Source organism: Brevundimonas sp. LF-1, from assembly GCF_037055305.1.
GTDB lineage: Bacteria > Pseudomonadota > Alphaproteobacteria > Caulobacterales > Caulobacteraceae > Brevundimonas > Brevundimonas sanguinis.
This window is the reverse complement of record NZ_CP146349.1, coordinates 1,954,768-1,981,317: the sequence shown is the minus strand read 5'-3', so window position 1 is coordinate 1,981,317 and position 26,550 is coordinate 1,954,768. Positions and strand designations below refer to the sequence as shown.

Here is a 26,550-nt window from a genome sequence, read left to right as displayed (position 1 = left end):
CAGTCTCCGTGGATCAGGAGACGTCAGTCTGTGCAGCCGCCCGATGCAGGCGCGTTGATCGGGTCGAGGCGTCGCCAAAGCCGGGAATTTTCAGGGATCGGCGTATTCGGTCGCGATAGCCGCGCCGTTTCTGCGCGCGCAAAGGCCGCCTCGACAGCGCCCGGATCGGCGGCTAACCGGATCAGCCCTCTCCCGCCGTTCGCGATCTGCTGCATGACCCTGTTTCAGGCCCTGACGCGCCTGGCCGCCTTGGCCGTTCTGGCGCCGCCCGCCCTGATCGCCGTTTCAGCGCTCAGCCGTATCGGGCACCGGCTGCCGGATCTGCTGACGCAGTTCACCGCCCCGGCCCTGATCGCGACGGGGGCGGTTTGCGTGGCCTTCCTGTTGCTGAGGCTGTGGGACATGGCGGCGCTGGGCGTGGTCGTCGCAGGGCTGCTGCTTGTCGCCGTCTGGCCGCAGTGGGCGCCGCCGCGCGGGACGCCTGCCGATGGCGCCGAAACGCTCACCCTCTATTCCGCCAACCTGTGGGCCCGGAACAATGATGCGGACGCGATCGCCCGCTCCATCGCCGCCGCAGACGCGGACATCGTCATGCTGATCGAGCTGGGCGACGGCCCTAACGCCCGGCTGGACAAGGTTCTGGCGGGCTATCCCCACCGCGTCGCCACTCCGCGCAAGGATCGCCCCAGCGGCGCGGCGCGCTCGGTGATCGCCTCGAAACGGCCGCTGCGCCGCGTGCGCGACGCCGACGGTCAGGGGCTCGCCGCCCTGGTCGCCGAGGCCGAGACGGCGCTGGGGCCGGTTCATCTGATCGCCGTCCACATGACCCGCCCCTGGCCCTTCCAGCATCCTTACGGCCAGATCAGCCAGGCCGAGCGGCTGGCCGGACTGCGCCACGGACTGACGGGGCCGATCGTCATCGCGGGGGACTTCAACAGCGTCTCCAGCGGCCGCATCGGCCGTCAGATCAAGGCGGAGGCAGGCCTGACCCCCGCCCCGGCCTGGCCTGGCACCTGGCCTGCCATGGCCCCGTCGCCGCTGGGCATCACCATCGATCATGTGTGGCGCTCGCCCGATCTGGCGCTTTTGGACCGGCGGCTGGGCGACAGGACCGGCTCGGACCACCGCCCCGTCATCGTCGAGCTTACGCGGGCGACGCAATAAGCGCCTTCAGCCGCGCCTCATGACCGTGGTCGGGGAAGTCGTCGGCGATCCAGCCGTCTTCAAAGGCCTTCAGGACGCGCCCTGTCTCAGGCCCCGGCTTCAGACCCATTCGCGCCAGATCACGCCCGCCGACCGGCAGCTTCGGCGGCGTCCAGTCGGCCGCGAGGGCCAGAAACGCCTGCATCCTCGCCGCCTCGCCGCCCGCCGCCCAGGCGCGCCTTACGCGATCCTCGAACGCCTGCCGCCCCTCGCGCCAGATGACGGCGCGCGCCTGGGCGTCGTTCATATCCGGGTCAAGCGGCGCGCGGACGGTGGCGATCAGCCGGTCCTTCTGGGCGTTGGACAGCCGCAACCGGTTCGCCGATGCGCGCACCGTCTCAACGTCCGCCGGCAACAGGGCCGACAGTCGCAGCACCGGGTCCGGGCTGACCCCGACCATCGCCTCGAACAGCGTCACGCTATTAGACGGCGGCAAGATACGGCCCAGGACCCCGGCATCCCGCATCAGCCGCACCGCCGGGCGCGGATCGGGCGCGGCCAGCAGCTTGAGCACCTCCTTCGACACCCGTTCGGCCGACAGCCGCTCGACCCCTTCGGCCAGGGCGGCGCAGGCGGCCACCGCCGCCGCGTCCGGCGCGCCCCGCCCGTACCAGGCGAAGAAGCGGTAGAAGCGCAGAATGCGCAGATAGTCCTCTTCGATGCGCTGTTCCGGCTCGCCGACGAAGACGATCCGTCCGGCCAGGGCGTCGTCATAGCCCGCGCCCGTCGGATCCAGGATCACGCCATCGGAGTCGGCATAGAGGGCGTTCAGGCGGAAATCCCGCCGCGCCGCGTCCTCGGCCCAGTCGTCGGTGAAGGCGACCGTGGCGCGCCGCCCGTCGGTCGAGACATCGCGGCGCAGGGTGGTGATCTCGAACGGCTGGCGCTCTGATATGGCCGTGACCGTGCCGTGCTCCATGCCGGTCGGCACGCTCTTCAGGCCCGCCGCCTTCAGCGCCCTCACCACCGCCTCGGGCGTCAGCACCGTGGCGATGTCCACATCGTCGATCGGCGCGCCCAGCACGGCGTTGCGTACGCAGCCGCCGACGAAGCGGGCGCAATCCGCCCCGCCCGCCGCCGCCAACGCCGCCATCACCGCCTGTGTCGCACTGGCGGTCAGCCAGTCCTGCCCCTCAAGGACGCGGCTCATCCGACGCGCTCGCTGGCGTCGGCCTCGGCGGCCCTGTGCGGCGCTGCCTCCTCGCCATAGAGCCGGTTGAACAGCCCTTTCAGAATGCCCGCCGTCGCGCCCCAGATGTAGCGCTCGCGATAGGGCATGGCCCAGAACCAGCGGCGCGGCCCGTTCTCCTGATCATAATAGTCGCGGCGATGGTTCACCGGATCCATCAGGAAGTTCCACGGCGCCTCGAACACCTCGGCCACCTCGGCGGGCGACGGGGTGACTTCAGGCGGCGTCTTCAGCCAGCCCACCACCGGCGTCACCAGAAAACCAGTGCCCGTCTCATAGGGATCGCCCAGCCCCAAGGGCTCGACCACGGCCGGATCCAGCGCAATCTCCTCCCACGCCTCCCGCAAAGCGGCGTCCAGCGCCGTCTCGCCCTCATCCAGCCGCCCGCCCGCAAAGGCGATCTGCCCCGTATGGCTGGCCAGACTGTCGGATCTGCGGGTCAGCAGGACGCTGGGCCCGTCGTCGCGCGCGATGATGGGGATCAGCACCGCCGCCGGTCTCAGCTTGACCTGCGGCCGACTGAGATCGGGGTTCAGGTCATAGTCGGATCGCACCGCCACACGCTGCGGCGACCAGTCTGACACCGGGTCCAGCCGCCGTTGCAGCCGGGCCTTCAAACCGGAACAGGTCAAAGCCCCGCCCCTTCCGGCCCCAGCGGAAACGTCACCCCGCCCGAGCGCACGGCCAGCCGTCCGTCCGCCTCCTGCGCCCGCTCGACCAGTTCATAGAAGACCGGCCGCACGATCCGCGCCCACAGGTCGCCGCGCACATGGACGCGCGGCGCAGGCTCGCCCGTCGTCGCATCCGTCTCGACGATGATGGCGTGGTCAGGACCGGCGGCGGCCTCGTCGCCCTGATCCGTGGTGAAGACCAATGCCTCGCCCTCTTCGCGCACGGCCACGGCGCGAAACGGCAGGTCCTCGACCGCGATCTTCAGTTTCTCGACCGGCGTGACCAGATGATAGCCGTCAGGGTCTTTCCTCAGCACCGTGGAGAACAGCCGCACCAGCTCGGCCCGGCCGATGGGCGATCCTTCATGCATCCACACGCCGTCGGCGCGGATCAGGATGTCGATCTCGCCGCAATGGTCAGGATGCCACAGATGAACGGGAGGCAGCCCCTGCCCGGCGCCTGCCGCGCGGCCTCGGCCACGCCTGTCAGACCCGAGGATGTCGGTGGGTTCGTCATGTCTGAACTATGGGATGCGTCGCCCTGCAAAGGAAGGCCGCGCCCGGCTCAGACGTCGGGTCGGACCGCTCCGACCGGCGCAGCTGCGGTAAAGGGCAGCCACATGACCCGGCGCTGATCCACCGGCCCCGGCAGCACGGCCTCCGGCGCCGGTTGAAACCCGAAACGCGAGAAATAGGGCGGATCGCCCACCAGCAGGATGCCGTCCAGTCCCAGCGTCTTCGCCTCTTCGATGCACGCGCGTACCAGTTCGCCGCCCAGGCCGGTGCTGCGGCTGGCCTTGTCCACGGCGATCGGCCCCAGAAAGACCGAGCGCGCTTCGCCCGTCAGGATCGACCACAGCCGCACCGAGCCGATCAGGCGGCCGTCTTCATGGAGGCAGAAACCGGCCGCCAGCGGCGCCGCTCGCGCAGACGCTCGGCCGTCTTGGCGAAGCGGCCGGGGCCGAAGGCGGCGATGACCAGGGCGTCGACCGCGGCCGCATCGGCCGGCGTCTCGCGCGTAATCGGCCCCGCGATCTGCGGGTCGTCTGAAGAAGCGGAGGCGGGCGCGGCGTTCATGCGCGGCCCCTAGTCCCCCGCGCCCGTCAGATCAATCGCGATCTTCGGCGCAACCGCGAGAAATCAGCCCAGTTTGGAGAAGTCCGGAGCCCGCTTCTGGCTGAACGCCATGAAGGCCTCCATCGCCTCAGGGCTGCGCATCTGCGAGCCGAAGGCCTCCGCCTCCCGCTGCATGACCGTCCACAGCACCTCGGCGTCGCGCATCAGGGCTTTGGTCTTGCGGATGGAGTTGGGCGCCCGCGCGGCCAGCTTGCCCGCCAGATCCGCCGCCGTCGTCTCGACCTGATCGGCCGGAACCGCGCGGTTGGCCAGCCCCAGGCCAGCGCGGTCTTGCCGTCGATGGCCTCGCCCAGGGCGAAGAGCTCGAACGCCCGCTGATGTCCGATATTGGCGCCCAGCAGCAACGACGACGCCGCTTCCGGCGCCAGGGCCAGGTTGACGAAAGGAACGGACAGCAGGGCGTCCTCGGCCACCACCACCATGTCGCAGTGCAGCAGCAGCGTCAGGCCGATGCCCACCGCCCGACCGCGCACCGCCGCCACGGCTGGCTTGTCCAGTTCGGCCAGCGCTTTCAGGAAGCGGAACACCCCCATCTCGACCAGATCGCCCTCGGTCTGGCCCAGGGAAATGAAGTCGGCGATGTCGTTGCCCGCCGAAAAGGCATCGCCTTCGCTGCGGAACAGGATGACGCGCACGGCGTCGTCGGCCTTCGCCTTCTCTGTCGCATCGGCCAGCGCCGTATACATGGCCTGGGTGATGGCGTTCTTCTTGTCGGCGCGGTCGAAGACGACCGTCAGGACGCCGCCTTCCAGATGGGTCCGAATATGTTCGCTCATTGGCCTGTCTCCGAAAGGCTCCACCAGTCCACGCCGTCCCCGTCCCGCACGCGGCGGACCCGTTCCTGGCGTTCAAGATAGTTAAGGTGCGCAAGCGCCTCGCCGGTCGCCATGCCCAGCACGGCGTCGCTCACCGGGCGTGCGAACAGGGCGCCGAACACGTCCACGGCGCGGCACGGCGCCCGCAGAGTCTTCTCCAGCCGCTTCAGCGCCACCTCATGCCCGCGCATCAGCGCTTCCAGCCGCAGGGTCACGCCATAGAACGGCTCTCCATGCGACGGCAGCACCAGCAGATCATCCGGCAGCCGTTCTTTCAGCGCCGCCAGCGACCGCAGCCAGTCGCCCAGCGGATCGGCCAGCGGCTCCGTCGGCCAGATCGAGATATTCGAGGAAATGCGCGGCAGGATCTGATCGCCGGCGATGAAGACGCCGTCCTTTTCGCGCCATAGACAGACGTGTTCGGGACTGTGCCCCTCGCCGACCACGACGCGCCATTCGTCGCCGCCAAGGCATAGGACCTCGCCGTCCTGCACCCGGCGATAGTCGCGCGGGAAATCCTGAACCATGCGGCCGAAACCGCCATAGCCGTCGCGCCAGCGCTTCACATGCTCATCCGACCAGCCCGCCGCCCGATAAAAGGCCTCGGCGCTCGCTGGAGGCCCCAGGGCCTCGTCGCCGATCAGCAGCCGCGCCGTCACATACTCCGTCCGCGACATCAGCAGCGGCGCGTCGAACCGCTCGCACAGCCATCCCGCCAGCCCAATGTGATCCGGGTGCATATGGGTGCAGATCACGCGCGTGATCGGCCGCCCGCCCAGCATGCCCGTCAGAGCCTGTGTCCACCTCTCACGCGACGCCTCCGTCGCCAGTCCGGCGTCGACGACGGCCCAGCCCTCGCCATCCTCGATCGCGTAGAGATTGATGTGGTTCAGCGCCATCGGCAGCGGCAGGCGCAACCACAGGACGCCAGGGGCCACGACAGTCGCCTCGCCCGGTGCGGGCATCGGAAATGCGGGATAGGTCAGACCGCGTTCCGTGCGGGTTCCTGCAAGGGTTTCGCCGTCAGACAAGTCCGTCTCCAATCGCAACTATGGTTCTTATGACGGAATCCAGGTCGCGTCTATTCTTGACCCGGGGGCTTAGCGCGGTCAGGGATATGCAACTTTCTCAAGGAGCGCCCTCGTGTCCCGTAATGCTCGTACTATGATCGCTGTGACCGCGGCGGTCCTGATCTCCGGCCTGACCTCGCCCGCTTTCGCCCAGCGCTCTACCCAGGATCAGGACGGCGTCCGGGTCACCGAGGCCCAGAGCCGCACCTCGCGCAACCGCGAACGCCAACCGCGCAACCAGCCCAAGCCGCCCAGCGCGGAAGAAATCAAGCCGGCGCCCAGGCCGTGCTGACGGCCACCAACACCGACTGCCAGATCACCGAGGCCACGCTGCGTGGCCAGTCCGCGGCCAAGGAGTCGCTGTACGAAGTCTCGTGCGCCGCCGGTCCGGGCTATCTGCTGCTGACCTCCACGCCGCCGCAGGCGACGGATTGCATGGTGCTGGCCTCCTCGGCCGAGCAGGCCCGTGCGCGCGACCCCAACGCCGATGTCGGCTCGCAGTGCACCCTGCCCGCCAACGACAACGCCATGGCCGTCTTCACCGCCTACGCCAAGGAAGCGGGCGTGGCCTGCACGGTCGACCAAGGCCGCATCGTCGGCGCCAAGTCGGGCGGCGCGGTGGTCTATGAAATCGGCTGCGCCGGCGTCGACGGCGCCCAGATCAACAAGGCCGGCGCCGGCTGGGAAGTCGTGGACTGCCTGGAACTGGCCTCGGCCGGTTCGACCTGCCGCTTCACCACGCCGCAGGAACAAGCCGCAACGGTCAAGGCCATGCTGGCCGGATCGGACGCCGCTTCGTGCGACGTGACCCAGGTCCGTTACATGGGCAAGAACGCCAACGGCGCCTTCTATGAAGCCGCCTGTAACGGCGCCGACGGCCTGATCGCCCGCGTGAACACCGAAAACGCCGTCCAGCAGGTCTATCCTTGCGAAACCGCCTCGCAGATCGGCGGCGGCTGCAAGCTGACGACCACGCCCCCGGCTGCGACGCCGAACAGCTGATCTTTGGCATCAGACTGACGTTTCAGACGCCGTCGGAGCGATCCGGCGGCGTCTTTGTTTTGTCCGCCCCTCTTCCCGAACGCAGCGGCTCACCTTAGCCTTGCGTCCCATGCGCATCGCCACTTGGAACGTGAACTCGGTCAACGCCCGCCTGCCGACGGTGCTGGAGTGGATTCAGGCCGCCAATCCCGACGTCGCCTGTTTCCAGGAGATCAAATGCGTGGACGAGAAGTTCCCGCGCGAGGCCTTTGAAGACCTGGGCTACAACGTCGAGACGCACGGCCAGAAGAGCTACAACGGCGTCGCCCTGCTGTCGAAATTTCCGCTGTCGGACGTGCGGCGCGGCCTGCCCGGCGATGATGCGGACGAACAGGCCCGCTACATCGAGGCCCTGATCGAGGCGCCCCGGCCGATCCGCGTCGCCTCCATCTATCTGCCCAACGGCAATCCCATCGGCACCGAGAAGTTCACCTACAAGCTGGCCTGGTTCCAGCGGCTTCAGAACCACGCGCGCGAACTGCTGGCGCTGGAAGAGCCGCTGGCCCTGTGCGGCGACTACAACGTCATCCCCGAGGCCGAGGACGCCAAGAACCCCGCCGCCTGGACCGAAGACGCCCTGTTCCAGCCGCAGAGCCGCGAGGCCTTTCGCGCCCTGAAATGGCTAGGCCTGGCCGATTCCCACGAACTGGGCCGCGAACCCGCCGGGACCTTCACCTTCTGGGACTACCAGGCTGGCGCCTGGCGCCGCGACCACGGCATTCGCATCGACTTCGCCATGCTGTCGCCCCAGGCCGCCGACCGCTTCCGCGGCATCGAAACCCACCGCGACGCGCGCGACATGGATAAGCCCAGCGATCACGTGCCCGTCGTCGTCGACCTGGATCTGGAGGCCTGATCCATGGGCGACACGTTCAGGGCCATTCTGCTTATCGCCCTGATCGCCGCCTTCCTGACCACCAGCGTCCTGCTGTTTTCCTGGTGGATGGAATCCGAGCGGCGGCTGCGACGCGCGATGACCAAGGCGCTGGGAGCGCCGGCCGACACCCTGGCGCTTTCGCCTTATGAAGGTCGCGCCGCTGGGCTCGACCTTGAGGGCGGCCAACTTGTCGTCCTGTGGAACCGAGGCGCCATGGGGCTGGTCTACGCCTTCGAAGAAGTGCTGGGGGCCGAAATCATCGTCGACAGCCATCTGGTCGCCCGCGTCCTGCGCGGCCAGAGGCGCAAGGAGATCGAGCTGGACGCGCCCGACGCAGAACTGGTCGTGCTGCGGCTGATCTTCAGCGACCCGCACAACGCCGAGTTTGAGATCGCCCTGTGGAACGGCACGCACAACGCGCCCGCCTCGGAGGCCGAAAAGACCAGCGGCGCCCGCTCGCCGGGCGAGGGGCTGCGGCTGGGACGGCGCTGGTTGTCGCACGTCGAAGCCGTGATGCAACGCTGATCGCCCTTCACGGCTTGAGTCCGGGCGGCTAGAACCCCTCGTCCCTCCTTTGCTTCTTTCTTCAGGAGCCCCCGTGGCCCGCCTTTTCGACGCCTACATCATCGCCAACTGGACCGCCGCCGAGGGCAAGAAGCTGGGCGAACAGACCCTGTGGGTCGGCGTCGCCAAGCGCGACGTGCGTTTCCGCCTGTATGCCGAGACCCACAACGTCGCCACGCGCGCAGAGGGTGAGAAGCTGATCGCCGACCTGCTGGCCGAACATCGCAAGCGCGGCGACCGCGTGCTGGTGGGCTTTGACTTCGACTTCGGCTTCCCGACCGGAACCGCCGCGCGCCTAAAGCTGGACGGCCGTCCGTGGGACGCGATGGGCAAGTTCCTGGCGGCCAACATCGTCGACAAGGCCGACAATTCGAACAACCGCTATCAGGTCGCGGCCAAGATGAACCGCCTGATGACGGACGAGCCCTGGCCCTTCTGGGGCGCGCCCGCCAGCCAGGCGCAACGCTGGCTGACCACGACCAAGCCGCCAGAGGGCGCGGGCGCCGACATCCCCGAGTTCCGCGCCACCGAACTGGCCGCGCGCAAGGACAAGCTGCCGCCCAAGAGCGTCTGGCAGATGCACGGCGCGGGCGCGATCGGCGGCCTGACGCTGGTCGGCGTGCCCATGCTGCGCCGCCTGCTGGACAATCTGGGCGCCTCGGCCGCTGTCTGGCCCTTCGGCACCGGCTGGCGCGAGCTGACCGAGGCCGACATCGCGCCCCTGTCGGCGATCGTCGTCGAGGTCTGGCCGCTGATGTTTGAGGCCAAGCGCGGCGTGAACGCCGAAGGCGTCAAGGAGTACAAGACTCAGGCTCAGGTCCGCGCCGCCGCCGAAGCCTTCGCCCGCATGGACGATGCCGGGACCTTGCAGAAGGCCTTTGCGCCGCCTGCGAGTGCGGACGACGCCGTGATCGCCCAGGTCGAAAACGAAGAAGGCTGGATTCTGGGGGTCTGAGTCTTCCTTCTCCCCTTGTGGGAGAAGGTGGGCGCCGGAGGCGCTCGGATGAGGGGTGTCAGCGCATCGGTCGTGAAAGCCGTACTGACGCCCGCTCATCGAACTTCGAGAAGATGGAGTCGGCGCCCCTCATCCGTCAGGTTCCGCCTGCCCCCTTCTCCCACAAGGGGAGAAGAAAACGTCAGCCGATCAGCACCCGCGCCGCCGCGCGCGCCTCGTCGGTGATCTCCGCGCCCGACAGCATCCGCGCGATCTCTTCCTGGCGCGGGCCTTCTTCCAGCACCTCGATGGAGGTCCGCGTATGACCCTCCACATCCGCCTTGCGGACCTTCCAATGCGCATGACCGCGCGCCGCGACCTGCGGGCTGTGGGTTACGACCAGCACCTGCGCGCCGCGCGACAGGCGTTGCAGGCGCCCGCCCACGGCCTCGGCCACGGCGCCGCCGACGCCCTGATCCACCTCGTCGAAGATCATGACCGGCTGGCGCTGGTCTTCGCGGCTGGCCAGCGCCGCCTTCATCGCCAGAGCAAACCGCGCCAGCTCTCCGCCCGAGGCCACCGTATCCAGCGGGCCGAAGGCGGTCCCGGCGTTGGTCGCCACCTCGAACCGCACCGTCTCGACGCCCAGCGGGCCACGACGACCCTCGATCGGTTCGAGCGTCACGCGGAAGCGGGCGCGTTCCAGCTTTAAGGGGCCAAGCTCGTCCATGACGGCGGCCACCAGTCGATCCCCCGCCGCCTCGCGCTCCGACGTCAGCAGCAGAGCGGCGACGTCATAGGCCTCGATCGCTGCGGCGACGTCGCGGCGAGCCTTGGTCAGGGCCTCCTCCCCGTCCTCGATCAGGCGCAACTGCTCGCGCAGGCGCACCCGCAGCGCCGGCAGGGCGTCGACCGTCGTGTTCAGCTTGCGGGCCGTGGCGCGCAGGGCGAACAACCGCTCCTCCGCCTTGTCCAGTCGACCCGGTTCGAAGTCGAAGGCGTCAGCGGCGGCGTCGACGCAGGCCACAGCCTCGGTCGCCTCGACCAGGGCGCGGTCCACTGCTTCAGCGGCCTGGGCCAGTTTGACGATGATGGGGTTGTCGCCCTCGGCGCCCGCCTGCGCGGCGCGCTGGCGCGCGTGTTCCACTGCACGCAGGGCCGAAGCCAGACGCTGGCTCAACTTGTCCCCGCCCAGCAGGTTGCGCGCGTCGGCCAGGTCGGCGACCGCCTTTTCCGCCGCACCGAGGATGGCCCGTTCACCCGCCAGTTCCGTCTCTTCGTCCGGCTTGGGGTCCAGGGCGTCGAGATCCGCCAGATTCAGCGCAATTTCCTCAGCCTTGGCCGCCGCCTCGGCGGCGGACGCCTCAAGCTCGTCCAGATGGGCCTGCGCCGCCTTCAGGCGCTCGGCCGCCCCGCCACGCCTGTCAACTGCGGCTGCAGCCCGCCGTAGTTGTCGAGCAGGGTGCGGTGCGTCTTCCAGTCCAGCAGGCCGACCGTCTCATGCTGGCCGTGCACCTCGACCAGCAGGGCGCCGATCTCGCGCAGGGCCGTCACCCCGGCGGGCTGATCGTTGACATAGGCGCGGCTGCGGCCGTCGGCGAACACCACCCGGCGCAGGATCAGTTCCTCGCCCGGCGCAACCTCAAAGCCGCGCTCGGACAGCAGGGCGATCAAGGCTTCATCGTCGGGCGCCGTGAAAACAGCCGTGGCCGAGGCCTGCTTGGCCCCATTACGCACCAGTCCGGCGTCGGAGCGCGCCCCCAGCGCCAGGCCCAGCGCATCAAGGATGATGGACTTGCCCGCCCCCGTCTCGCCCGTCAGCACGGTCAGGCCGTCCTCGACCTCAAGGTCCAGGGCGTCGACAAGAACGATGTCGCGGATCGAGAGCGTGGTCAGCATGGGCGATCTGATTCGAGGTTTCGCCGCATCCTAGCCGGAAACAGAACAGGAACGCAGCGACTTAATCACCGCGCGCCTGTTTTGCTGAGACCGGATCAGGCGCCGCCGGGGATCAGGCGTTGCAGCCAGGATCGCGCTTGCCCTCAGGCTTGACGTCAAGGCCCTGACCCCGCTCGTTCAGCAGAGCGTAGGCCTCGGCGTACCAGGGGCTGCCGGGATAGTTGTGGCCCAGGACGGCGGCGTTTCGCGTCGCCTCCTCGGTCAGGCCCAGGCTCAGATTGACCTCAACCAGGCGATAGAGCGCTTCAGGCGTGTGCGAGGTGCGCTGGAAGGCCTCATTGTTGATCACCGCCTTGTAGCGGTTCAGGGCGCCCAGCGGCTGATTGGCGCGCTGATAGAAGCGGCCCACGGCCATTTCCTTGCCGGCCAGCTGGTCGTTGACCATGTCGATCTTGACCCGCGCATCGGTGGCGTAGGTCGACCCCGGATAGCGGCGCACCACATCGCGCAAGCCCGCCAGAGCGGCCTCGGCGTAACCCTGGTCCCGGCCCACATCGACGATCTGTTCGAAGTTGCAGACCGCCTTCATGTAGAAGGCGTAGCCCGCCGAGGGATTGCCGGGGAACAGGGCGATGAAGCGGTCGGCCGCGGCGATCGCGTCCTGATAGGCGTTGTTCTGATAATAGGCGTAGACCTGCATCAGGATCGCCCGGCGCGCCCATTCCGAATAGGGGTGCTGGCGTTCGACTTCCTGGAAATAGTCGACGGCGTCCATCCAGCGCCTGGACTGCAGCCGCTGATAGCCCGTGTTGTACAGGGCCTCGACCGGACGCTCTTCATAAGCCAGGCGCTGGCGGGGCTTGGTGCCCGAGCAGGCCGAGACCGTCAGGACCGCCGCAGCCGCCGTCAGCAGGATCAGGCCGGACCGGGATTTCGAAGCGAGCCGAGTGTTCGAAGCAGGCAAGTGCGACCTCATCAAGATGCCTTCGGGACGCGGACACGCGACACGCGCCCTCGTTAGCAGGATGCGTCCTCTATAACAGCGCCCGCGTCCAAGCCAATCGGCTGAAATCGAAGATACGTCCGGAACACGGCTGGACGCCGCCCCGTTCGCCGCCTAGAGAGCGCGTCCAGAAACGCCTTCGCGACTATTGGCGGGGCGATGACGGCGAAAGGATGACCGGTCAATGAAGCTGCTCGCAGGCAATTCGAACCGGACGTTGGCCCAGGCCATTGCGGCCCACCTGGACATGCCGCTGACTAAGGCTCAGGTGAAACGTTTCGCCGACAATGAGGTGTTCGCCGTCGTCGAGGAAAACGTGCGCGGCGAGGATGTCTTCATCATCCAGTCGACCTCGTATCCGGCCAACGACAACTTGATGGAAATGCTGATCATGACCGACGCGCTGGTACGCGCCTCGGCCAAGCGGATCACGGCCGTCATGCCCTATTTCGGCTACGCCCGTCAGGACCGTAAGACCGGGGGCCGCACCCCGATCTCGGCCAAGCTGGTCGCCAATCTGATCACCCGCGCGGCGCCGACCGCGTCCTGACGATGGACCTGCACGCCGGCCAGATTCAGGGCTTCTTCGACATTCCCACCGACAATCTGGTGGCCACGCCCGTGCTGGCGCAGGACATCAAGGAAAACTATCCGCGCGGCGACGATCTGATGATCGTCTCGCCCGACGTCGGCGGCGTGGTGCGCGCCCGCACCCTGGCCAGCCGCCTGGACGCCGACCTGGCCATCGTCGACAAGCGCCGCCCCAAGGCGGGCGAGAGCGAAGTCATGAACATCATCGGCGACGTCGAAGGCGCCGCTGCATCCTGTTCGACGACATCGTCGATTCGGGCGGCACGCTGGTGAACGCCGCCAAGGCGCTGATCGACCGCGGCGCCACCGAGGTTTCGGCCTATATCAGCCACGGCGTCCTGTCCGGTCCGGCGGTCGACCGCGTCACCAACGGCCCGCTGAAGGAGTTGGTGATCACCGACTCCATCGAACAGCCTGACGAAGTTTTGAACTGCCCCAAGATCCGCCGCGTGTCCGTGGCGCCGCTGATGGGCGAGGCCATTCGGCGCATCGCTAACGAAGAGTCGGTGTCCAAGCTGTTCGATTAAGGTTCGGCTAACCATTCCCTCGGCGATATAAGGGCGAATAGTCTGAGGCGTCACGCGCCTCGGACAGCCCTCCAAGTGCGTATCGCTTATTTCAAGGGAAGACCGCCGATGACCAAGGCCTTCTTGCGCCACGGCCTCTCTGTCGCCGCCGTCGCCGCAGCCGCCGTTCTGGCCAGTTGTTCGACGCCGGAACCGGAAGCGCCCCCGCCGCCGCCTCCCCCGCCGCCGCCTCCGGCTCTGGCGCTGAATCAGAGCGTGGCCGAGGCCGCCTCGGTCTATGTCGCCTTTGTGCGCGAAGTCCGCTCGATCCAGGCCGGCTTCCCTGACGCCGAGACCATTCAGGCCGCCGTCCGCAGGGCGCCGCCGTCGAAGCGGGCCAACTGTCGCGCGGCATGATCGCCTATGGGGCCATTCTGGCTCTGCAGTCGCCCGAATACGTGGCTGGGGTTCGCCAGTACGCCGTCGATCCGGCCCAGCGCCAACAGATGGTGGCGCAGATCGTCGCCGACCCGGCCTACGCCGCCACCCTGCCCGGCGCCGAATCAGCTGCAGGCCTGATCGCCAGCACCATGGGCAAGGACGCTGAAATCATGACCGCCCTGGCCGAAGCGGTCGAGACGGACGCCTATACCATTCAGGAGCGCACCGACCCGCGTCGCCGCTGGGCCACTCAGCCGGTCGCCGACCGCAATGGCCGGCTGGAGAGCGCCAAATCCCTGTCGGCCGTGCCTCGTCTGCCCTCGGCCGAGGACAGCGCCCGCTTGTTCGCCGCCGCCAACAGCGGCTCGGGCCTGAACCTGGCCGCCGCTCAGCGCGGCGCGCCCTTCACCCCGGCCATCGTCAACTCCCTGGCCATTGCGGCCCTGGCGGCGCTGGGCGCGGCGGGCGAAGACGCCAAGGCGAACACCGACGCCCTGACGACCGAATCGAACAATGAGTTCTGCATCAACATGTCCAAGCTGATGCTGTTCCAGTGCCTGGCGGCGGCCAAGCCGAACTATGAGGACATCTTCTGCGCCGGTCGCCACATCGTGCGCGACATGGCCCAGTGCACGGCCCAGTACACGGGACCGATGCCGACCATCACCGTGGCCGTGCCGCCTGCGGGCGCGCCCACGCCTATGGCCCAGGCGCAGAACCAGTCGGGGCCGACGCCTTCGCCGCGCGGTTGAGGCTGAATATCGCTGCGGGCTGAGCCGGGGCGGTTGCGTCCGCCCCGTGTTCCGTGTAATAGCCCGCCCTCTTGAATTCGAAGGGTTCATGACCCCGCCGCGCGGGACCCGGTTCCGCGCAGGCGTTTACTTGTATTGAAGGCGAGCCCGATGGCCGAGATCATTCTGAACGTTGATGTCCGCGAAAACGTGGGCACCGGCGGCCCGCGCCGCGCGTCGCGACGGGGCTGTGCCCGGCGTCCTGTACGGCGGCGACAAGGCCCCGGTGGCCATCTCCGTGAACGAACGCGAGTTCCGCAAGTCGCTGTACACCGGCAAGCTGATCGGTCACCTGGTGACCCTGAAGCACGGCAAGGAATCGCAGCCGGTCATCGCCAAGGACATCCAGTTCGACCCGGTCACGGACCGCCCGCTGCACTTCGACCTGATGCGCGTCGGCGCCAAGGAAGAGATCAAGATCGAAATCCCGGTCGCCTTCGTCAACGCTGACGAAGCTCCCTACACCCGTCAGGGCGGGATGCTGGAAGTCGTGCGTCACACCGTCGAGATCCTGGTCCGCGCCGACCGCATCCCGGCCGAACTGATCGTCGACTTGAAGGGCCGCGAGATCGGCGAGAACATCCGCATCTCGGACATCCAGCTGCCGGAAGGCGCCACGCCGGTCATCACCGACCGCGACTTCATGATCGCCGCGATCAAGAACTCGGCCGCTGGCCAGTCGGACGCCGGCGACACCACCGCCGAAGGCGAAGCCGAAGAGGCCTGATGTTTCTTCCCCTATCGCCCTGCGCGCGACGCAGGGCTGGGTGAGGGGTTCGAACGACAAGACACAGCCCCGCCGGGTTCGCCCGGCGGGGCTTTTCTTGCCTGAAGCACGGGGCATGAGGACCGCATGATCATCATCGCAGGCCTGGGGAACCCCGGCGCCAAATACGAAAAGAACCGCCACAACATCGGCTTCATGGCCGTGGACGAGATCGCCAGCCGCTGGCGCTTCGGCCCCGCGCGCGCCAAGTTCCAGTCCATCGTCGCCGACGGCGAGGTCGAGGGGACCAAGGTCCTGCTGATGAAGCCCCAGACCTATATGAACGAGAGCGGCCGGGCCGTGGGCGAGGCGGCGCGCTTCTACAAGGTGAAGCCCGAGCACGTCATCGTCTTCCACGACGAGATCGACCTGGCGCCGGGCCGCTTCCGCATGAAGAAGGGCGGCGGCGCCGCGGGCCAGAACGGCGTGCGCAGCCTGATCAGCCACCTTGGCGCCGACTTCCGCCGCGCCCGCATGGGCATCGGCCATCCCGGCGAGCCGCAGCTGGTCATGCACCACGTCCTGGGCGACTTTCACAAGGCGGACAAGCCATGGCTGGACGCCCTGCTGCAAGCCTGCGCCGACGCCCTGCCCTTCGCGGTGAACGGCGATGACGAACGCTATCAAGGCGAAGTCATGCGCCTGGCCCCGGCGCCGAAGTTCAGCCCCAGACAGGCGGCGCGGGGGAGTAAGCGCAACGCCTCTCCCTCCCCTTCATGGGGAGGGTGGTCGCGCAGCGACCGGGTGGGGAGGGCATGGTGACCGGTCCTCAGCGCCTAAATAGCCTCGCCGCGCCCACCCGACTTCGGCCTTGCGGCCTCAGCCACCCTCCCCATGAAGGGGAGGGAGAATCACGGCCTCAATCCGTCGTCGTCCACGTCGCCTTCAGCGTCGCCGCGCCGTTGGCAGGCACGCTCAGCGTCCAGACCGGATAGCCGGTGTCGTCCACCCGACTGCGCATCGACTGACTGCGGATGCGGAAACCGCGCTGCATGGCGGCGTCAGCGACCAGTTCCACGGTGACGTCCTCGGAGCGGGCGTTGGTGACCGTGGTCTCGATTTCGGAACGCTGGGTCGTCACCGCCCCCGTCGAGAACTGCCGCTCTTCACCAGCCGCGTCTGCACCCGCACGTCGGCCGACTGGCCGAAGTTCAGCCGCACCGGCAGACCCACGCCCTTGTCCTCGAATCGGTCCTGACCAGCCAGCAGCACGCCGCCCCCGCCATCCGGCTGCATCACCGCCACCGAGCCGCCCGGCAGGGCCACGCCGAGCCCTGCACGCTCCTCATTGCGCAGCTTCAGGACGACGCCCGTCGGACGGGATTCTTCGTCTGCATTCAGCACTCCGGCGCGATAGATCCGCTCATAGGTCACGCCGTCGCGCTCCAGAAAACGCACCTGCTTGGTCTGGCGCGCCGCGACGGTGGTCGGTTCGGGCAGGGAGTAGATCTTGTAGTCGCCGAGTTCGCCCTGACGGGCGATCCGGCTGCCGGTCACAACCACTTCATCCAGCGCCTCATTGGCGACCATCCGCAGCATGGGAGCAGAAGGCGCTGGAGGCGGCGGCGGCGGAGGTGGCGGAGGAGGCTCCGCCATAGCCCGCGAACTGTCCCGATCCAAACGTCGTGGTGCCCTGCGGCCAGCACTGGTTCTGCTGATAGCGGACCAGAGGCTCGACCGGCGTGGTGCCTGCGTCCTTCCTCAGCGTGCCCGCCACCACCTGCACCGGCGCGTCGGGAAAGCCCGTGCCGCCGAAATTGGCCAGCGTCACCCAGCCGGTCAGGTCCAGCGTGCCGTCACTCGGGTCCAGACGCGCCACATAGTCGGCCGACCACTGCAGCCCCGTGGTCAGATAGGCCAGCGTCACCGTGTGCCGCCCGGCGCGCTCGGCCCGTGTGCGCACCGACAGGGTCGGCTGGTCGCCCAGCCCCTCGGGCACGCGGTCGAAGACGACACGCTCGGTCTGGCCCGAGCAGTCCAGCGCCTCGAACCGGCCGTCGATCTCCAGCACCACGCCTTGCGCGCCTGCGCGGATGACGGCGGCCTTTTCGACCTGTTCGCCGGTCGCAGGGTTAGTGCGGACGACACGCACCACCTCGCCCACCGACTTCTCCATCAGGCTGGACGGCGACAGCAGGTCAAAGTCGGCGTTGCGCTCGACCACATGGGCGGGCAGCCCCTCCAGCACCGCGCTCTGGGGCACGACGCCGGTGGCCAGTCCGCGAAAGCGGATGATCCCGTCCCCGGCGGGCAAATCGACGGTGCGCGTCTCGACGATCAGGGCCAGTCCCTGCCGGTCCAGCTGGCTCCACGGCTGCCGCGACTGTTCCATCAGGGCGACCGTATCGACCGGCCGGTCGCGATAGATCACCACCGTCGCCCCATCCGGGCGCGCGGACACGCTCTCCGTCTGCGCCCATGCGGAAGGCGCCAGAAGGCTCAGCGCCGTGGTGATCGCCAGAAGGCGGCGCATGGGATCAGCCGCCCGTCGTGATGGTCGCGGTCAGCTTCGTCTCGCCGTTGGCGGGCACCGGCACGCGCCAGACGACAGTGCGCGCATCGCGCATCTCGCCCTCGATGCTCTGGTCCGTCAGCTCCGTGTCGCGGCCCAGACCGCGCTGGCGCACCTCGACCGTCACCGGCTCGGGCCGAGCGTTGCGGACGGTGTACTCCATCGCATAGCGGGTGCGGGAATAGTCGACCAACCGCTTCGACACCCGCTCGGACGACACCAAACGCGGCTGCACCGTCACATCGAAGGCGTCGCCCGTCGTGACCACGATCTCGGACCCGGCGGGCGAGTGGTCGACCTGGCTTTCGCCGATGAAGCGCGGCTCGCCCGCCTCATCCTTCACATAGACGCGGATCACCCCCGCCGGCAGGGCGCGCGCGGCGGCGCTGATCCATTGGCGAAGATGACCCCGACCTCGGCCGCGATCGGCTGTTCGGCGGTGGAGAAGCCGTTGATGACCCGCAGATAACGCTTGGTCGCCGGCACGCCGGCCGCGTCGATCAAGCCGACCTGCTTGGTCTGATTGTTGGCCACGGTGACGGCCTCAAGCAGCGGATAGACATAAACGTCGGCCAGGGCGCCCTGCCCGCCCGTCTGGGTTCCATTGCCGCGCACGCTGCCGCCGCGAACCGGCTGGCGCGGATTATAACCGCCGCCCTGATTGCCGATCAGATTGACGTCGCCCGCCACTACCCGCGTCTGGGCGTTGCTGAAGGTCGCGCCGGAGTTGTTGGTCAGCGTCACCCAGCCGGTCAGATCCAGCTTGCCCGCCTTCTCATCGAACCGGGCGACATAGTCCGCCTTCCACGTCAGGCCCGAGGTCAGATAGGACAAGGTCGTCTCGCGCCGTCCGCCGCCCTCGGCGTCCAGGGTGACGCTGAGCGTCGGGCGCGGGCGCAGGTTCTGCGGCACCCGGTCGAAGATGACGCGCGTCGGCACGCCGTCGTCGCGCAGCACCTCGATACGGTCGCCGATCTGCAGCACCACGCCCTGATCGCCGCAAGGACACGCGCGCGCTCGGTCGTTTGCGCCCCCGAGCCGGGGTTGGTGCGGACGATGCCGATCTCATTGCCGACCGCGCTTTCCATCAGCTTGCCGGGCGTCAGCAGGTCATAGTCGAAGTTCTGCTCGACCACCGACAGACCCCGCCCCGACAGGCCGACCGTCTCGGGTCGGATGCTGGCGGAAACGCCCGGAAACTCCTGCCGCGAGCGCCCGGCGGGCACGTTCAGGTTCCGCACGTCCTCCACCAGGGCGATGTTCTGGTTATAGACCGTCAGGGAGACGCGGTCGGGACCGCCCGGCCCCTCCTCGACCTGTTGCGCGTTTGCGGGCGCCGCGAGAAGCAGGGCGAGAGCGAAAGGTCCGATGGCGCGGATCATGCGTGTCCTCGATGGCTGTTCGACCGCCACGCTGGCACGGGTAAAGCGGCATTGTCGAGGCGCCGCGCGACCGTCCGCCGCTCCGCACGGTCTGGCTTCCCCGCATGGGAAGGTTTAAGGGGCCTGCATCGTGACCCGCTCTCAGGCAGAAAACTGGTCGACCTGGCGCTCGCTGGCCTTCCTGGCCGCGACGTTCGCCATCGTGATCGGCAGCCTGATGCCGTTTGCGGCTCTGGCCGCCTCCACGCCCGGCCAGCCCATCGTCATCTGCTCGGCCGACGGTCCCCAGACCATCCAGTCCGGCGGCGTCGACGGCCCGATCAAGGCCGAGATGGGCGCCAAATGCGCCGCCTGCGTCATGCCTCTGCTGGCCGCCCTGCCTGCGCCGCCTGCGCCGGAGCCGTCGCCGGTCGTGCGTCTGTCGCAGGCCGTCGTCTACACCCCCTTCATCGCCAGCCCGCCGCCCCCGGCCCGGGCTCCGCCGCGTCCTCCGTCGCGCGCGCCGCCTCACGCCTGAAAACCAGAAACCCCTGCCGCCTCGCCCGCGTCCAATAGCGACGCCTGCGACTGCACCTCTGTTTTCAGGACTTCAGTTTCATGTTTCTCAAGACCGCTGCGGCGCCATGCGCCCTGCTGATCGGCGCCTGCCTGGCGCCCTCCTCGCCTTCGCCTACGACCTGCCCGGCGCTGACACCCCCACCGTCGTCGACAGCATCATCGTCACCGGCCGCCGCAACGCCGAAGACCCTGCCGTCGTGGCCGAGGCCCGCGACCGTCTCAGCCGCACCCCCGGCGCCGTCGCCGTGGTGTCGGCCGAAAGCTATTCCGACCGCTTCGTGCAGGGCTTTGCCGACACTCTTCGCAACGTCCCCGGCGTGCTGGCGCAAAAGCGGTTCGGCGAGGAGAGCCGCCTGTCCATCCGCGGCTCGGGCATCGCGCAGGGCTTCCACCAACGCGGCGTCCTGTTCGCCCAGGACGGCGTGCCCTTCGCCGACGCCGACGGCTTTTCCGACTTCCAGAGCGTGGACTCCTCAGCGCCCGCTATGTCGAGGTGTGGAAGGGCGCCAACACCCTGCGCTTCGGAGGCGCGCAGTTGGGCGGGGCGATCAATCTCGTCACCCCCACCGGCCGCACGGCGAACCAACGCGCCCTGATCCAGGTCGAGGGCGGCAGCTACGGCTTCGTGCGCGCCCACGGCGCCGTCGCCGAGACCCATGGCGGCTGGGATGTCTACGCCGCCGCCACCGCCATGCAGGGCGACGGCTGGCGCGACCACAGCCAGCAGTCGCAAGGGCGCTTGACCGTCAACGCGGGCCGCTCGTTTGGCCAGGACCGCGAGGTGCGTCTGATCGCCCAGGCCGCCGACATCAAACAGGACATGCCCGGCTCCCTGACCCTGAAACAGGCGCTGGAGACCCCGCGCATGGCCTCGGCTAGCGCCCTGTCCGGCGATCAGGCCCGCGATCTGACGGTCAAGCGGCTGACGCTTCAGACCCGCTGGCGCTTCAATGACTCCACCCTGTTCGAGGGCGCCGTCTGGGGCTGGGAGAAGTCGCTCTATCACCCGATCTTCCAGGTGATGGATCAGGACAGCACGACGCGCGGCGCGTTCGCCCGCATCGACTGGACCGGCCAGGTGGCGGGCCTGCGCGCCGACGCCTTCTACGGCTTCTCATTGCGTGACGGAGAGGTCGAGGCCCTGCGCTATGTGAACCTCGCCGGACAGCGCGGCGCCAAGACCGCCGATGCGCGTCAGGACGCCTCCGGTCTGGACGTCTTCGCCGAGGGGCGGCTGTTCGTCACCGACCAACTGGCCCTGGTCGCGGGCGGATCGTGGGGACGCGCCACGCGCGACTATCTGGACCGCATGACCCCGGCCAACAACGCCAGCCGGGACTATGAGTGGTTCTCGCCGCGCATGGGCCTGCTGTGGGAAGCCGAAGACGGCGCCCAGGTCTTCGCCAACGTCACCCGCTCGGTCGAGCCGCCGACTTTCGGGGCCCTGGTGCAGGCGCCGCTGACCGGCTTCGCCCCGGTCGAGGTTCAGGACGCCTGGACCGGCGAGATCGGCACGCGCGGCCGGCGCGGGCCGCTCGCCTGGGATCTGGTCGCCTATCGCAGCCGGATCGAGGGTGAGATGCTGAACTTCATCACCGGCCCCGACATTCCCGCCGCCACCTTCAACGCCAAAAAGACCATCCACCAAGGGATCGAGGCCGGGCTGGACTGGACCCTGCCGCTCGAACTGGCGGACGGATCGCTGATGCTGCGTCAGGTCTATAACTGGAGCGACTTCCGCTTCGACGGCGACGCGCGCTGGGGCGACAACCGCCTGCCGGTCGTGCCCGTGCACCAGTACCGGGCCGAAGTGACGTGGCGCCACCCGACGGGTGTCTTCGTCACGCCTTCGGTCGAGTGGCGGATCAGCAGCCCCTATGTCGACTACGCCAATACGATGAAGGCGCCCGACTATGCGGTGCTGGGCCTGACCGGCGGCTTCAACATGGGCCCGAACGCCTCGATCTACATCGACGCGCGCAACCTGACCGACAAGCGCTACGTCGGCGAGTTTTCGGCTGTCACCGACGCCCGCACGACACAGACGGCCGTCTTCTTCCCCGGCGAGGGCCGTTCGGTCTTCATCGGCCTGCGGTTGGCCTACTGATGACCGCCCCTCTCAACAACAAGGCGCCGGACGTGATGTCCGGCGCCTATCGGGCCGTCTGGCGCTGGCACTTCTACGCCGGGGTGCTGGTCATGCCGTTCCTGATGCTGCTGACGCTGACGGGCGGCCTGTATCTGTTCAAGGATGAGATCGACCACGCCGTCTATCGCTCCATGACCCAGGTTCCGGCCAGCGCCCGGCAGGCCGATCCCGATCAATGGCTGGCCGCCGCCGCCCACGCGGGCGAAGGCCGGACGGCGAACGTGCTGGTCCCGGCCCGCGCGGATCAGGCCCTGCGCGTCCGCGTGGACCGTCCGGACGGGTCGCAGCGCACCGTCTTCGTCGACCCTCACACGGCCACTGTCACCGGCGTCACCGCCTATGGTGGGGTGACGGAGACCATCAAGAAACTCCACTCCCTCAGCCTGTTCGGCGGCCCGATCGGGACGGCGCTGAACATTCTGGTCGAGATCGTCGCGGGCTGGGCCATCATCCTGTGCGCCACCGGCCTTTACCTGTGGTGGCCGCGCCGCCGCACCGGCGCCGTGCTGAAGCCGAGCGAAGCCGACGCCCGCCGCCGTCCCTTCTGGCGCGACGTCCACGCCTTGACCGGCTTCTACGTCGGGGTGATCATCTTCCTCGCCGTCACCGGGATGCCGTGGTCGGCCGTCTGGGGCGATCAGTTCATGGGCGTCATGCGGAGCACGGGACTGGGCCGCCCGCCCGCTCCCGCCGCCGCCAGCCCCTGGAGCCACGCCAAGCCCCACGACGCCCCGTCGGGCGTGGGCTGGACGCTGGAGAACGCCGTCCTGCCCGCCGATGATCACGGCCACGCGCACGGCCCTTCAGCCCCCAGCCTGACGCGCGTGCTTCAGACGGCGCACGAACAGGGGCTGCCGCGCCCATTCACCGTCAGCATCCCCCAGTCGCCCGATCTGGCCTGGACCGTCGCCCGCCAGACCCGCAAGGCCGAGGACGCCCGCAGCCTCTATGTCGACGGCGTCAGCGGCGCGGTGAAGGCCGACCTCCGCTGGAGCCAGTTCGGCGTCATGGCCAAGGGCTTTGAATGGGGCATCGCCGTCCATCAGGGGATGCAATACGGCTGGATCAACCGCATCGTCATGCTGCTCGGCTGCCTCGCCGTCTGGCTTCTGGCGATCAGCGGCCTGATCATGTGGTGGAGGCGCCGCCCGCCCAGCTTGGCGCGCCGCCGCTCCGGCGCCCGCCCGCTCCGCCCGGCCCGCGCGCGAGAATCGCCGTGCTGTGCATCGTCATCCCCCTATCCATCCTCTATCCCTTGACGGGACTGAGCCTCGTGGCCGCCCTGCTGCTCGACCGAGCGGTGCGTGCGCTCACCGGGTCCAAGCCCGCCGCAGCCTCTTGATAAGGAGCTTCCACATGAAACGCCTGTTCGCCCTGACCGCCCTTTCAGCCGCCGCCCTGGCCCTGGCCGCCTGCGGCCAGCCCGCCGAGAAATCGACCGAAGCCGCCAAGGATGCGGCCGTCGCCCCCGGCACGGTCCAGGTCACCGACGCCTGGTGCCGCCCCACGCCCAACGGCGCAAAGGCCGGGGGCTGCTACCTGACCCTGACCGCCGGGTCCGACGACCGCCTGGTCAGCGTCTCCACCGCCCTGGCCCAGTCGGCCGAGGTGCATGAGATGAAGATGGAGAACGGGATCATGAGCATGGGTCACTTGGCCGACGGCCTGCCCCTGCCCGCCGGAACGCCGGTCGAGCTGAAGCCGGGCGGCAACCACATCATGCTGATGGGTCTGCGCGATCCTCTGGTCGATGGCCGGATCGCCTCCTTCACCCTGACCTTCGAAAAGGCCGGTCCGATCAGCGTTCATGCGGCGATCAAGCAACCGCCGGTGGTCGATTCGGAGGAGTAAGCCTCTCTCTTGAAGGCGCGAGCCTGACAAACCGGCCCGAACCGGCTAAAGGCTCGCGCTCACGAGGAATACCATGGCCCTGAAAGTCGCGATCGTCGGCTTGCCCAACGTCGGCAAGTCCACCCTGTTCAACGCCCTGACCAAGACGGCGGCGGCCCAAGCGGCCAACTATCCGTTCTGCACCATCGAGCCGAACACCGGCGACGTGGCCGTGCCGGAGCCGCGCCTGAACGTCCTGGCCGGCATCGCCGGGTCCAAGGAGATCATCCCCGCGCGGATCACCTTCGTCGACGTGGCCGGTCTGGTGCGCGGCGCGTCCAAGGGCGAAGGCCTGGGCAACCAGTTCCTGGCCAACATCCGCGACTGCGACGCCATCGCCTTCGTCGCCCGCTGCTTCGTCGACGACGACATCACCCACGTCGAGAACCGCATCGACCCGATCTCGGACCTCGAGATCATCGAGACCGAACTGATGCTGGCCGACCTGGAGAGCCTCGAGCGCCGCCGCGTCCAGATCGAGAAGCGCGCCAAGGGCGGCGACAAGGAATCCCAGCTGAACCTGAAGCTGATCGACGCCGCGCTCGAGAAGCTGCGCGACGGCAAGCCCGCGCGTCTGGCCGAGGTGTCTAAGGAAGACCGCAAGGCCTGGGACATGCTGCAACTGCTGACCGCCCTGCCCGCCCTCTACGTCGCCAACGTCGAGGAAGGCTCGGCCGACAAGGGCAATGAGCTGTCCGACCTGGTCGCCAAGCGCGCCGCCGAGGACAACGCCAACTCGGTGGTCATCTCGGCCCAGATCGAGTCTGAAATCGCCGTCCTGGACGACGAGGAGCAGAAGGAGTTCCTCGAAACCCTGGGTCTGGAAGAGCCCGGCCTGAACCGCCTGATCCGCGAGGCGTACAAGTTGCTGGGCCTGCAGACCTACTTCACCGTCGGCCCCAAGGAAGCGCGCGCCTGGACCATCCCCGTCGGCGCCACCGCGCCGCAGGCGGCGGGCGTGATCCACACCGACTTCGAAAAGGGCTTCATTCGCGGCGAAACCATCGCCTTTGACGACTACGTCGCGCTGAAGGGCGAAGCGGGCGCCAAGGAAGCGGGCAAGATGCGCGCCGAAGGAAAGGCCTATATCGTCAAGGACGGGGATGTGATGCATTTCCTGTTCAACAACTAGGGCATTTTCTCAGGGCGGTTAGAAAATCTGACCGCCCTGATAGAATTACTGCAAACTTATGCCCTTGCGGGTATCGCCAAAGCCCTGGATGAATCAGCCCGACTGACGCTGAAAATTCTCCAGGGAAGCCATGAAGTTCGATACCCTCGCCGTGCATGCGGGCTATGCGCCCGATCCGACCACCAAGTCGGTCGCCGTGCCCATCTATCAGACCACCAGCTACGCCTTTGACGACACCCAGCACGGTGCCGACCTGTTCGACCTGAAGGTGGCGGGCAACATCTACACCCGCATCATGAACCCGACGTCCGATGTGCTGGAGCAGCGTCTGGCGGCGCTGGAGGGCGGAGTCGCGGCCCTGACCGTGGCCTCGGGCATGGCGGCCATCACCTATGCGATCCTGACCATCGCCGAGGCCGGCGACAACATCATCGCCACGGGCGCCCTGTATGGCGGCACCTACAACCTGTTCGCCCACACCCTGCCCCAGTACGGCATCGAGGTGCGCTTCATCGACGCCGACGATTTCGCAGCGGTTGCAGCCAATACGGATGAGCGGACCAAGGCGGTCTTCTGCGAATCCATCGGCAATCCGCTGGGCAATGTGGTGGACTTCGCCGCCCTGGCGGACGCCGCCCATGCGCAGGGCCTGCCGCTGATCGTCGACAACACCGTGCCCACCCCTACCTGACCCGCCCGCTGGAGCATGGCGCCGACATCGTCGTCCACGCCCTGACCAAATATATCGGCGGGCACGGCACCAGCATCGGCGGCGCCATCATCGACGGCGGGACCTTCCCCTGGGCCGAGCACAAGGAGCGCTTCGCGCGCCTGAACACGCCCGAGGTCAGCTATCACGGCGTGGTCTATACCGAAGCCTTCGGCCCGGCAGCCTTCATCGGCCGGGTGCGGACGGTGCTGCTGCGCAACACCGGCGCGGCCATCTCGCCGTTCAACAGCTTCCTGATCCTGCAGGGGCTCGAGACGCTGGCCCTGCGCATGGACCGCCACGTCGAGAACGCCACCGCCATCGCCCAGTGGTTGAAGGCCCACCCCAATGTCGACTGGGTCAACTACGCCGGCCTGCCCGAGCACAGGGATCACGCCCTGATCCAGAAGTATTTCGGCGGCAAGGCCTCGGGCCTCCTGACGTTCGGGGTGAAGGGCGGCCGTGACGCAGGCGCCCGCTTCCAGGACGCGGTCAAACTGTTCACCCGGCTGGTCAATATCGGCGACGCCAAGTCGCTGGTCTGCCACCCGGCCTCGACCACCCATCGCCAGCTGTCGCCAGATGAACTGAAGAAGGCCGGCGTAACCGAGGACACCGTGCGCCTGTCCGTGGGCATCGAGCACATCGACGACCTGATCGCCGACCTGGATCAGGCGCTGGCGGCGGTCTGACCGTCAAAGGCTGACACGAGAAGGCCCT

General features: G+C 68.2%; 28 protein-coding genes and 6 pseudogenes. 19 read left to right on the top strand and 15 right to left on the bottom strand.

Going from position 1 to position 26,550, the window contains the following annotated elements:
• Nucleotides 1-23: 23 nt before the first annotated feature.
• A complete protein-coding gene (locus V8F63_RS10980; protein ID WP_392353176.1) occupies nt 24-215 on the bottom strand; it encodes a hypothetical protein in 192 nt (63 codons plus the stop codon).
• Here V8F63_RS10980 and V8F63_RS10975 point away from each other — a divergent pair.
• A complete protein-coding gene (locus V8F63_RS10975; protein ID WP_392353174.1) occupies nt 214-1,164 on the top strand; it encodes an endonuclease/exonuclease/phosphatase family protein in 951 nt (316 codons plus the stop codon). The two genes, V8F63_RS10980 and V8F63_RS10975, sit on opposite strands and share 2 nt — an antisense overlap.
• On the opposite strand, the gene V8F63_RS10970 is transcribed toward V8F63_RS10975, so the two are convergent.
• The 7 genes and pseudogenes from V8F63_RS10970 to V8F63_RS10940 form a co-directional block, all read right to left on the bottom strand.
• Entirely contained in the window at nt 1,145-2,353 is a 1,209-nt protein-coding gene (locus V8F63_RS10970; RefSeq protein WP_392353173.1) for a CCA tRNA nucleotidyltransferase, read from the bottom strand. The genes V8F63_RS10975 and V8F63_RS10970 overlap by 20 nt on opposite strands.
• Nucleotides 2,350-3,024, bottom strand: coding sequence for a CoA pyrophosphatase (locus V8F63_RS10965; protein WP_392353171.1), 675 nt, complete (start codon nt 3,022-3,024; stop codon nt 2,350-2,352). The genes V8F63_RS10970 and V8F63_RS10965 overlap by 4 nt, the downstream gene beginning before the upstream one ends.
• Nucleotides 3,021-3,580: pseudogene (locus V8F63_RS10960) on the bottom strand (DUF1285 domain-containing protein). Before V8F63_RS10960 ends, V8F63_RS10965 begins: the two are co-directional and overlap by 4 nt.
• A 48-nt stretch (nt 3,581-3,628) precedes the next feature.
• Nucleotides 3,629-3,928: an N-acetyltransferase gene (locus V8F63_RS10955; protein WP_392353169.1), complete on the bottom strand. Its 300-nt coding sequence runs from the start codon at nt 3,926-3,928 to the stop codon at nt 3,629-3,631.
• Nucleotides 3,929-3,936: 8 nt separating this feature from the next.
• Nucleotides 3,937-4,140 carry a hypothetical protein gene (locus tag V8F63_RS10950; protein ID WP_392353167.1) on the bottom strand — a complete coding sequence of 68 codons (204 nt, stop codon included), beginning with the start codon at nt 4,138-4,140 and terminating at the stop codon, nt 3,937-3,939.
• Between the two features lie 63 nt (nt 4,141-4,203).
• Nucleotides 4,204-4,976: pseudogene (locus tag V8F63_RS10945) on the bottom strand (enoyl-CoA hydratase).
• Nucleotides 4,973-6,046 (bottom strand): MBL fold metallo-hydrolase, encoded by a 1,074-nt coding sequence (locus V8F63_RS10940; RefSeq protein ID WP_392353165.1) that lies wholly within the window; start codon nt 6,044-6,046, stop codon nt 4,973-4,975. The pseudogene V8F63_RS10945 and the gene V8F63_RS10940 overlap by 4 nt, the downstream one beginning before the upstream one ends.
• 133 nt (nt 6,047-6,179) lie before the next feature.
• Between V8F63_RS10940 and V8F63_RS10935 the strand changes: the two genes are divergently transcribed.
• The 5 genes from V8F63_RS10935 to V8F63_RS10915 all read left to right on the top strand — a co-directional run bounded on the left by V8F63_RS10935 (nt 6,180) and on the right by V8F63_RS10915 (nt 9,522).
• On the top strand, nt 6,180-6,377 hold the full coding sequence (locus V8F63_RS10935; RefSeq protein WP_392353163.1) for a hypothetical protein: 198 nt from the start codon (nt 6,180-6,182) through the stop codon (nt 6,375-6,377).
• Nucleotides 6,371-7,087 (top strand): hypothetical protein, encoded by a 717-nt coding sequence (locus V8F63_RS10930; protein WP_392353161.1) that lies wholly within the window; start codon nt 6,371-6,373, stop codon nt 7,085-7,087. The genes V8F63_RS10935 and V8F63_RS10930 overlap by 7 nt, the downstream gene beginning before the upstream one ends.
• 109 nt (nt 7,088-7,196) lie before the next feature.
• A complete protein-coding gene (locus tag V8F63_RS10925; protein ID WP_313632272.1) occupies nt 7,197-7,982 on the top strand; it encodes an exodeoxyribonuclease III in 786 nt (261 codons plus the stop codon).
• Nucleotides 7,983-7,985: 3 nt separating this feature from the next.
• A complete protein-coding gene (locus tag V8F63_RS10920; RefSeq protein WP_392353159.1) occupies nt 7,986-8,528 on the top strand; it encodes a hypothetical protein in 543 nt (180 codons plus the stop codon).
• 73 nt (nt 8,529-8,601) lie between these two features.
• On the top strand, nt 8,602-9,522 hold the full coding sequence (locus tag V8F63_RS10915) for a cobalamin biosynthesis protein CbiG (RefSeq protein ID WP_392353157.1): 921 nt from the start codon (nt 8,602-8,604) through the stop codon (nt 9,520-9,522).
• 181 nt (nt 9,523-9,703) lie between these two features.
• Here the strand turns inward: V8F63_RS10915 and recN are convergent.
• Together recN and V8F63_RS10905 are read right to left on the bottom strand one after the other, a co-directional pair.
• Nucleotides 9,704-11,400, bottom strand: a pseudogene (gene recN / locus V8F63_RS10910) (DNA repair protein RecN).
• A gap of 112 nt (nt 11,401-11,512) precedes the next feature.
• Complete coding sequence (locus V8F63_RS10905; protein WP_392353156.1) at nt 11,513-12,364, bottom strand: outer membrane protein assembly factor BamD; 852 nt, start codon at nt 12,362-12,364, stop codon at nt 11,513-11,515.
• 223 nt (nt 12,365-12,587) lie between these two features.
• Between V8F63_RS10905 and V8F63_RS10900 the strand changes: the two are divergent.
• The 5 genes and pseudogenes from V8F63_RS10900 to pth form a co-directional block, all read left to right on the top strand.
• Nucleotides 12,588-13,521 (top strand): annotated as a pseudogene (locus V8F63_RS10900) (ribose-phosphate pyrophosphokinase).
• 108 nt (nt 13,522-13,629) lie between these two features.
• Nucleotides 13,630-13,917, top strand: coding sequence for a hypothetical protein (locus V8F63_RS10895; protein WP_392353154.1), 288 nt, complete (start codon nt 13,630-13,632; stop codon nt 13,915-13,917).
• Nucleotides 13,914-14,693, top strand: coding sequence for a hypothetical protein (locus V8F63_RS10890; RefSeq protein WP_392353152.1), 780 nt, complete (start codon nt 13,914-13,916; stop codon nt 14,691-14,693). Before V8F63_RS10895 ends, V8F63_RS10890 begins: the two co-directional genes overlap by 4 nt.
• Before the next feature lie 150 nt (nt 14,694-14,843).
• Nucleotides 14,844-15,459, top strand: a pseudogene (locus V8F63_RS10885) (50S ribosomal protein L25/general stress protein Ctc).
• Between the two features lie 126 nt (nt 15,460-15,585).
• Nucleotides 15,586-16,182, top strand: a pseudogene (gene pth, locus V8F63_RS10880) (aminoacyl-tRNA hydrolase); the annotation flags it as partial.
• Between the two features lie 175 nt (nt 16,183-16,357).
• Here the strand turns inward: pth and V8F63_RS10875 are convergent.
• The 5 genes from V8F63_RS10875 to V8F63_RS10855 are packed head-to-tail and all read right to left on the bottom strand — an operon-like array spanning nt 16,358 to nt 18,997.
• Entirely contained in the window at nt 16,358-16,579 is a 222-nt protein-coding gene (locus V8F63_RS10875) for a hypothetical protein (RefSeq protein WP_392353151.1), read from the bottom strand.
• Nucleotides 16,576-17,037, bottom strand: coding sequence for a hypothetical protein (locus V8F63_RS10870; protein WP_392353150.1), 462 nt, complete (start codon nt 17,035-17,037; stop codon nt 16,576-16,578). The genes V8F63_RS10875 and V8F63_RS10870 overlap by 4 nt, the downstream gene beginning before the upstream one ends.
• Nucleotides 17,015-17,971 carry a hypothetical protein gene (locus tag V8F63_RS10865; RefSeq protein ID WP_392353148.1) on the bottom strand — a complete coding sequence of 319 codons (957 nt, stop codon included), beginning with the start codon at nt 17,969-17,971 and terminating at the stop codon, nt 17,015-17,017. Before V8F63_RS10865 ends, V8F63_RS10870 begins: the two co-directional genes overlap by 23 nt.
• 4 nt (nt 17,972-17,975) lie before the next feature.
• Nucleotides 17,976-18,368, bottom strand: coding sequence for a hypothetical protein (locus V8F63_RS10860; protein WP_392353146.1), 393 nt, complete (start codon nt 18,366-18,368; stop codon nt 17,976-17,978).
• A complete protein-coding gene (locus tag V8F63_RS10855) occupies nt 18,365-18,997 on the bottom strand; it encodes a hypothetical protein (protein ID WP_392353145.1) in 633 nt (210 codons plus the stop codon). The genes V8F63_RS10860 and V8F63_RS10855 overlap by 4 nt, the downstream gene beginning before the upstream one ends.
• Before the next feature lie 525 nt (nt 18,998-19,522).
• On the opposite strand from V8F63_RS10855, the gene V8F63_RS10850 reads away from it, so the two are divergent.
• The 8 genes from V8F63_RS10850 to V8F63_RS10815 all read left to right on the top strand — a co-directional run bounded on the left by V8F63_RS10850 (nt 19,523) and on the right by V8F63_RS10815 (nt 26,522).
• Nucleotides 19,523-19,909, top strand: a complete 387-nt coding sequence (locus V8F63_RS10850) for a DUF2946 family protein (RefSeq protein ID WP_392353143.1) — start codon at nt 19,523-19,525, stop codon at nt 19,907-19,909.
• Between the two features lie 106 nt (nt 19,910-20,015).
• Nucleotides 20,016-20,546 carry a Plug domain-containing protein gene (locus V8F63_RS10845; protein WP_392353141.1) on the top strand — a complete coding sequence of 177 codons (531 nt, stop codon included), beginning with the start codon at nt 20,016-20,018 and terminating at the stop codon, nt 20,544-20,546.
• Nucleotides 20,444-22,057 (top strand): TonB-dependent receptor, encoded by a 1,614-nt coding sequence (locus V8F63_RS10840; protein WP_392353139.1) that lies wholly within the window; start codon nt 20,444-20,446, stop codon nt 22,055-22,057. Before V8F63_RS10845 ends, V8F63_RS10840 begins: the two co-directional genes overlap by 103 nt.
• Nucleotides 22,057-23,358, top strand: a complete 1,302-nt coding sequence (locus V8F63_RS10835) for a PepSY domain-containing protein (RefSeq protein WP_392353138.1) — start codon at nt 22,057-22,059, stop codon at nt 23,356-23,358. Before V8F63_RS10840 ends, V8F63_RS10835 begins: the two co-directional genes overlap by 1 nt.
• A 97-nt stretch (nt 23,359-23,455) precedes the next feature.
• Complete coding sequence (locus V8F63_RS10830) at nt 23,456-23,950, top strand: copper chaperone PCu(A)C (protein WP_392353137.1); 495 nt, start codon at nt 23,456-23,458, stop codon at nt 23,948-23,950.
• Nucleotides 23,951-24,023: 73 nt separating this feature from the next.
• Nucleotides 24,024-25,121, top strand: coding sequence for a redox-regulated ATPase YchF (gene ychF, locus V8F63_RS10825; protein ID WP_392353136.1), 1,098 nt, complete (start codon nt 24,024-24,026; stop codon nt 25,119-25,121).
• A gap of 130 nt (nt 25,122-25,251) precedes the next feature.
• Nucleotides 25,252-25,812 carry an aminotransferase class I/II-fold pyridoxal phosphate-dependent enzyme gene (locus V8F63_RS10820; RefSeq protein WP_392353135.1) on the top strand — a complete coding sequence of 187 codons (561 nt, stop codon included), beginning with the start codon at nt 25,252-25,254 and terminating at the stop codon, nt 25,810-25,812.
• Nucleotides 25,695-26,522, top strand: a complete 828-nt coding sequence (locus V8F63_RS10815; protein ID WP_392355077.1) for a PLP-dependent transferase — start codon at nt 25,695-25,697, stop codon at nt 26,520-26,522. Before V8F63_RS10820 ends, V8F63_RS10815 begins: the two co-directional genes overlap by 118 nt.
• Nucleotides 26,523-26,550 lie beyond the last annotated feature (28 nt).

Bases quoted from the DNA above. Each gene is read 5' to 3' on its own strand.
- V8F63_RS10835 (WP_392353138.1), top strand. From the start codon at position 22,057: ATGACCGCCCCTCTCAACAACAAGGCGCCGGACGTGATGTCCGGCGCC.
- V8F63_RS10970 (WP_392353173.1), bottom strand. From the start codon at position 2,353: ATGAGCCGCGTCCTTGAGGGGCAGGACTGGCTGACCGCCAGTGCGACA.
- V8F63_RS10845 (WP_392353141.1), top strand. From the start codon at position 20,016: ATGCGCCCTGCTGATCGGCGCCTGCCTGGCGCCCTCCTCGCCTTCGCC.
- V8F63_RS10870 (WP_392353150.1), bottom strand. From the start codon at position 17,037: ATGCTGCGGATGGTCGCCAATGAGGCGCTGGATGAAGTGGTTGTGACC.
- V8F63_RS10935 (WP_392353163.1), top strand. From the start codon at position 6,180: ATGATCGCTGTGACCGCGGCGGTCCTGATCTCCGGCCTGACCTCGCCC.
- V8F63_RS10830 (WP_392353137.1), top strand. From the start codon at position 23,456: ATGAAACGCCTGTTCGCCCTGACCGCCCTTTCAGCCGCCGCCCTGGCC.
- V8F63_RS10920 (WP_392353159.1), top strand. From the start codon at position 7,986: ATGGGCGACACGTTCAGGGCCATTCTGCTTATCGCCCTGATCGCCGCC.
- V8F63_RS10950 (WP_392353167.1), bottom strand. From the start codon at position 4,140: ATGAACGCCGCGCCCGCCTCCGCTTCTTCAGACGACCCGCAGATCGCG.
- V8F63_RS10975 (WP_392353174.1), top strand. From the start codon at position 214: ATGACCCTGTTTCAGGCCCTGACGCGCCTGGCCGCCTTGGCCGTTCTG.
- ychF (WP_392353136.1), top strand. From the start codon at position 24,024: ATGGCCCTGAAAGTCGCGATCGTCGGCTTGCCCAACGTCGGCAAGTCC.
- V8F63_RS10925 (WP_313632272.1), top strand. From the start codon at position 7,197: ATGCGCATCGCCACTTGGAACGTGAACTCGGTCAACGCCCGCCTGCCG.
- V8F63_RS10865 (WP_392353148.1), bottom strand. From the start codon at position 17,971: ATGCGCCGCCTTCTGGCGATCACCACGGCGCTGAGCCTTCTGGCGCCT.
- V8F63_RS10890 (WP_392353152.1), top strand. From the start codon at position 13,914: ATGATCGCCTATGGGGCCATTCTGGCTCTGCAGTCGCCCGAATACGTG.
- V8F63_RS10980 (WP_392353176.1), bottom strand. From the start codon at position 215: ATGCAGCAGATCGCGAACGGCGGGAGAGGGCTGATCCGGTTAGCCGCC.
- V8F63_RS10820 (WP_392353135.1), top strand. From the start codon at position 25,252: ATGAAGTTCGATACCCTCGCCGTGCATGCGGGCTATGCGCCCGATCCG.
- V8F63_RS10895 (WP_392353154.1), top strand. From the start codon at position 13,630: ATGACCAAGGCCTTCTTGCGCCACGGCCTCTCTGTCGCCGCCGTCGCC.